The 5785-nt window shown below is 70.2% G+C and carries 5 protein-coding genes and 1 pseudogene; 2 read left to right on the top strand and 4 right to left on the bottom strand.

Features of this window, described 5'->3' with window-relative positions:
• Both ACWCPY_RS42760 and ACWCPY_RS42755 read right to left on the bottom strand, forming a co-directional pair.
• A pseudogene (locus tag ACWCPY_RS42760) lies at positions 1 to 745 on the bottom strand (hypothetical protein); the annotation flags it as partial.
• A 290-nt stretch (positions 746 to 1035) separates the two neighbouring features.
• Positions 1036 to 1506 carry a zeta toxin family protein gene (locus ACWCPY_RS42755; RefSeq protein ID WP_451274544.1) on the bottom strand — a complete coding sequence of 157 codons (471 nt, stop codon included), beginning with the start codon at positions 1504 to 1506 and terminating at the stop codon, positions 1036 to 1038.
• 201 nt (positions 1507 to 1707) lie between these two features.
• On the opposite strand from ACWCPY_RS42755, the gene tap reads away from it, so the two are divergent.
• A complete protein-coding gene (gene tap, locus ACWCPY_RS42750; RefSeq protein WP_451274542.1) occupies positions 1708 to 3954 on the top strand; it encodes a telomere-associated protein Tap in 2247 nt (748 codons plus the stop codon).
• 10 nt (positions 3955 to 3964) lie between these two features.
• Positions 3965 to 4522 carry a telomere-protecting terminal protein Tpg gene (tpg, locus tag ACWCPY_RS42745; RefSeq protein WP_451274540.1) on the top strand — a complete coding sequence of 186 codons (558 nt, stop codon included), beginning with the start codon at positions 3965 to 3967 and terminating at the stop codon, positions 4520 to 4522.
• A 345-nt stretch (positions 4523 to 4867) separates the two neighbouring features.
• On the opposite strand, the gene ACWCPY_RS42740 is transcribed toward tpg, so the two are convergent.
• Positions 4868 to 5512 (bottom strand): dihydrofolate reductase family protein, encoded by a 645-nt coding sequence (locus tag ACWCPY_RS42740; RefSeq protein WP_385336361.1) that lies wholly within the window; start codon positions 5510 to 5512, stop codon positions 4868 to 4870.
• A gap of 44 nt (positions 5513 to 5556) precedes the next feature.
• Positions 5557 to 5785: hypothetical protein (locus tag ACWCPY_RS42735; RefSeq protein ID WP_451274537.1), on the bottom strand; the 229-nt coding region annotated here is incomplete at its 5' end.

Here is a 5785-nt window from a genome sequence, read left to right as displayed (position 1 = left end):
TGTCGGCGAAGACGACGCCGCCGACACCGCGCTTGCCGCGGATGTCGACGCCCTCGCCCAGCACCCGGCAGCTGGACAGGATCCCCATATCGGTCTCCCACCCCTGCGCGTCGAGGCCGGCCCAGCCCCGGGCAGCGGTGCTCAAATCACCGCAGGTCAGCAGAACAGTGAGGCACGCGAGAACTGGCCCGTCGCTAGCGAGGGCGTTCCCGAGGCGGCCAGACCAGCTGAGCAGGGCGGCATTGCCGGTGTCGAGCGCGGCCTGCTCGAAGGTCTCGGTCCATTGCCGCAGCACCGCCGTGTCCCAGTCCGCCGCCTGCGCGATCTGTCCAAGAGCAGACACCAAATATGCCCCAGGGTGCGCGCATAAGCGGTGGTATGTCTCGTCCAGACGGTGTCGGCGCCATCCAGGATCTCCCCAGCGTTTCGCCTCGGGAAGGTTCTCCTCGACCGCGGCGCGCCAGCAGGCGTGGACGTCAGCGAGCCGGAGATGTGCTGCGGTCCAGCGCTGGGGAGAGTGGGCGCGCTGCTGACGGACCATGCTGGCGCGTACGACCGCGTGATAATGCTTGAAGTCATCATGGCCGCTGACGAACGGCTGCCCGCAGAGCCACTCCCACAGCCCTCCTACTTCCGGCCCAGCCGCGGCGGCAAATATGTCCTCGTTCAGCTGTAGCGGCAGAGCGCACGCCCGTATCGCCTCGCGCTGGTGTGGGTCTGTGATCCACTGCACGAACCGCTCCACCGCCACGTCCCCGCTTGCGTCTACCTCCTCGACGGCACAGGGACGGGCCAAGGCAAGGAGTTCTTCGAGCAGCGGCGGCTTGCCAGTCGGCGTCGGTCCAGCGGTCGTCGGTGGCGTCGTCTGCGGTGCGCAGGGTGGAGCGGATCAGGGCGTGCAGGTGGTACGGCCACAGCGCGTACGGGTTCTCGCGGACGAAGGGGCGTTCGGCGAGCCGGGCGGCGGCCGCCTGGTGGGGGAGGCCGGCTGCGGCGGTGGCCAGCTGGAGGTCGAAGGCGTCCAGCAGGGCGAGCTCAGGATGTGGCGCTCGTCGTGTGGACCGCTTCGGTCAGGAAGCGGTCCAGGATCCCGAGCTGGCTCAGGGCCTCAGGGGTCGCGAGCGCGACCACCTCGATCCGGTGGCCGGACCGGCGGTACGCCGCCGACGACGCGCGGGTTTCGTCGGGATCGGCGAGGGCGGATTCGACGACCGCGTCGAACCGGCGGGCCCGGATGTGCTCTTCGGCTTCGGCCTGCCAGCGGCTCGTGTCCGGCCGGACCTTCGCCCCGGCGGTGCGGACATCGGCGGCCAGGAGCGCGTCGTAGTGCCGGTGGGTGGCCTTGTAGAGGTCGCGGGCGACGCGCACGGCGCCGCCCCGGCGGTTCAGGACGCCCTGGACCAGGTCTGCGATCTGGGTCTTTCCCGCGCCGGGCTGGCCGCCGACGATGACGACGACCGGGTGGCTCTGGCGCGCGGCGCCCTGCGTGAACGCCGGGAGGATCACCTGCTGCAGCGTCTGACGGCTCTCTCGCTCGGACATTGTGCCCGCGACGCCGCGCTCTTCCATCGGTTCCCCCCGGACGGCTCTAGCTGTTGACAGATCAAGGTCAACATAACACTCGTACGCAAAAAGAACGTCATTCGTACGGCATGCGTACGCCAGTCGTACGCTTCATGGGGTAGGGTGTTGATCGGGAGGTAACCCATGTCTGAGTTGTTCGACGCGGTCGACGCGCTGCTCGCGTCCCGCGCCACGCTGCCGCCGCCGGGGGAGCGCAAGCGGCTGCGTGCCGCGCACGGCCTGACGATTGACGAGGTGGCAGGCGCGCTGAAGGTGCGCCGGGCCACGGTCAGCGGGTGGGAGTCCGGCAAGACCGAGCCCCGCCCGCCGGAGCGCGACGCATACGCCCGGCTGCTGGACAAGCTCGCGGAGCTCTACCCCGCACCGGCCGCCTCGGCTGCGCCCGTCCAGGACGCTGCGGTGCCGACCGCGTTCACCGCCGCGCACGCCCCGGCGGAAGCGCGGGTTCTGTCCACAGGCCCGGCGCTCGACGCTGCGGCCATGACTGCACCCGAGGACACCCAGACCCCTGCCCCTGCTCCCGTCGCCGCTGCTCCGGCAGCAGCGCCGCGTCCGGCGCGCACCACCAGGCCGTCGTCGACGTCGCGCCGTCCCGGCGCGCGGAAGGCGGCCCCGGCCGCGACCCCGGCGGGCGGCACCGACCCGCGGTTCGAGCACGGCCCGCTCGCGGTCGTCGACGTCGAGGACGGGAAGGCGCTGGCGTACTGCGTCGGCGGTCTGGTCCTGGACGTGCCCGCCAAGTCGCTGCCCACCTTGGTGGACTGGACGCTCAAGGAGGCGAAGCTCGGGGCGCCGAAGCTGTCCGGTCCGGGCAAGCCGGCCGACCCGCTGCTCGTGCTCACCAAGACCGCACTGGAGCGCTACGGCCTCCCGGTTGCCCTCAGCGAGGAGGAGCGGCTGGCCGGGCGGTTGCCGGAGGGCCACAAGGTCATCAAGCAGCTGGTGCGCGCGAAGTGGAAGCTGACGAAGCGTGGGTTCGGGCCGTGGGCGCGGATCTACCGCCCCGCCACAGGCTCGGAGCGGGCCTGCGTGCAGCTGTGCATCCCGTCCTGGCAGGCGCTGGACACGCGGCACTGGGGCGAGGCCGAGCAGCTTCCGTCGGCGGAACTCGCCCGGGTCCTGGGCGAGTACGCGTCCCGGGTGATGACGCCGCGCGGCTCGACCGCCGTGACCGGTCTGGAGCTGATGACCGCGCTGCACCCGGCGACCCGGGCCTCCGAGCCGGACGCCGACGGTAAGCGGCACTCCGAGCACAACCCCGGCTCGCTGGGGAAGGACCCGGTCGATTGCGCGCCGTGCGAGGCCCCGGACGGGCACCCGCTGCTGGCAGATCTGCCGCGCTTCCACGTCCGCGGGCCGTCGGAGAAGCTGTTCGAGGAGGCGTACGACTGGGCGCGGCCCCTGACCGACGACGAATGCCTGCGCCGCAACCTGGTGGGCATCGACGTGAACATGGCCTTCGCCGCCGGAGCGAACGGGCTGATCGTCGGCCTCGGCGCGCCGACGCACGTCAAGCAGCCGGTGTTCGACCCGAAGCTCCCGGGAAGCTGGCTGGTGGACCTGTCTCACGTCGACCTGTCCCGGGTGAAGGTCGGCAAGGACAAGTGGGCAGAGCTGGAGGCTGGCCTGCTGCCGAGCCCGTTCACGCCGAAGGGCGAGCGCCCGGAGGGCCCGGCCTGGTACGCGACGCCGACCGTCGCCTACGCGGTGGAACTCGGCTACGACGTCGCGCCGATCGAGGCGTACGTCCGGTACGACAACGGCCGCTACCTGGACGGCTGGTACAACCGGCTGCGCGACGCCTACCTCGCCACGATGGCCGACCTCGGTGTCGACGCGGATCTGTCACCGGCCGACTTCCTGGCGGCGCTGGACGGCTACCGGCAGCGTGACCCGGAGCTGGCGATCGTGGTGTCCGCGATCAAGGCGACGGTGAAGGGCGGCCTGGGGAAGCTGCGCGAGCGCCCGCGGGGCGAGGGGTGGCGGCCCGGCGAGCCGTGGCGTGCGCTGTCCCGGCCGACGTGGCGGCCGGACATCCGCGCCGCGATCATCTCCCGCACACGGATCAACCTGCACCGCAAGATCGTCAAGCACGCCGCGTTCACCGGGCAGTACCCCGTCGCCATTCTCTCCGACTGCGCCGTGTACGCGGCCGATGGCGAGAGCCCGCTGGACTTCCTGCCCTACCGGGAGGGCAAGCCGCTGCCGGGCGGCTTCAAGCTCGGGGTCAACCCCGGCCTGGTCAAGTGGGAGGGCACGCAGAGCGTGCTGTGGGGCGAGGGCGTCCGCGAGCAGTTCAACGCCCCGGAGCTCAACCTCGCCCGGTACATCAAGGACGGCACCGTCACCGACAGGGACAACGGAGAGTAGGTAGACCGCGATGAGCATGTTCGGGGACGGTCTGGATCAGGCGGTGCAGAAGGCGTTCACCCGCCCGATCCCGAAGTCGGCCGGCGCGCAGATGCGGTACCTGGTCAAACAGCTCAAGGGCACCAAGGCGGTCGCTCAGATGCTGCGGGTCTCTCAGCGGACCGTCGAGCGGTACGTGAAGGACCAGATCAAGAAGCCCCGTCCCGATCTCGCCGCCCGCATGGAGCGCGAGGTGAAGGCCAGGTGGCAGCCGCAGATCCGGGCGAAGGCCCGCGAGCAGGCGGCGAGCACCGGCGGCATTGTCATCGACACCCGCGCCCGACTCGGCTACACCGCCCCGATCGGATCGACGGACCAGGACCGGATCCGGCACCTCACGGTGGCGCTGCCGCCGCAGTACGCCGCCCGCCTCTTCGACGCCCAGGAGCAGGGCGCCACCGACCAGCAGCTGCGGGAGATCGCTGCCGAAGCGCTCAAGGAGGTGTACTTCCAGGACGGCGGCCGCCGCGCCGGCTCCCTGGAGGAGGTCCGCTTCACGGACATCGAGCACCTCGAGTTCGACCTGTAGCAGCCGCCGTACCCTGAGCATCCGCGAGCCCCGGACGGTCGAGCGTCCGGGGCTCCATCGCGTGTCCGCAGGGGCCGCGCGCTGGTCCTCGCCTCCAGGCGCATATTCACCGGCCGAGGCATTCACCCATCACATCAAGCCCTTGGAGAACACTGCCCGGCGAAGGACGGCGGAGACTGGCCAGTCGTATGAGGCCGCACTGAGGGACGTGCGCCGCGAGTAGGCCCGGTTCTCGTATAGCTGCTGCAGCCAGGCAAGTAACGTTGAGTAACCATCGCTCGACGGCCCGCCTCAAGGCAGCCCCGGGAGGCAAAACAGCCGGCCGGGGCCAGCCTTGAGGTCCGGTCACTTTCGCCAGAACAGGTGGTGCGTCACCCCGCTCGGGCTGGGAACGACCTCCAGGTGGTACCGGTCGAGCAGCTCATCGGGGGACTTCCAGAGTCGTACTCCGGATCCGAGCTTCACCGGCGAGACCGCCACGTGCAGGGTATCGACGAGGTCGGCGTCGAGGAACTGCCGGATGGTGGTCGCTCCGCCGCCGAGTCGGACGTCCTTGCCCTGCGCCGCCTCCCGGGCCTGTTCGAGGACCGTGGCCGGGTCGCCGTCGACGAAGTGGAACGTGGTGTCGGAGAGCGTGTACGAAGGACGTGTGTGGTGGGTCATGACGAACACCGGGGTGCGGAACGGGGGCTCGTCGCCCCACCAGCCGCGCCACTCGTGGTTGTGCCAGGGCCCGCGCTGGGGCCCGAACTTGTTGCGGCCCATGATTTCGGCGCCGATGTTGCGTGCGTAGTCCCGCGTGAGGTAGTCGTCGAGGCCCCGGCTGCCCCCGGGTTCGGTGCGCATGGGCCAACTCGCAGTGGCGCCGGCCCAGGCGAACAGCCTCTCGGGCTCGACATGACCGAATGGTCTCTCGAGGGTCTGGTCCTCACCGGCACCGATTCCGTCACTCGAGACGTTGAAGTTCTGGACTCTCAGTAGCTGAGCCACGTGTTCCTCCTGTGATGGCGATAACGGTGGTGAGACTTGGATCGTCACCGTGAGGTCGGAGCCGATCGACGGATCTTGACCTGTACCGGCAGAATCATCTGATCTGCTGAACCCGCCGCCGGCATGTCAAGAACGGTCGGCCCGCGACGACTACCCGATGACGGGGCCCGACCGGGCGCCGCGACGGTGAGGAGTTGGACATGAAGTTCCTGCTGATCATGCACATCAACCCGGCCATCATGGAGGAGCTGACAGAGGCCGAGCGCCAGGAGA

Source organism: Streptomyces sp. NPDC002403, assembly GCF_053593015.1.
Note: the sequence above shows the minus strand (reverse complement) of the source record. Positions and strands in the feature narration are given on the sequence as shown.

What these genes read in the sequence shown, in the direction of transcription:
- tap (WP_451274542.1), top strand. Translation starts at nt 1,708, where the DNA reads ATGTCTGAGTTGTTCGACGCGGTCGACGCGCTGCTCGCGTCCCGCGCC.
- tpg (WP_451274540.1), top strand. Translation starts at nt 3,965, where the DNA reads ATGAGCATGTTCGGGGACGGTCTGGATCAGGCGGTGCAGAAGGCGTTC.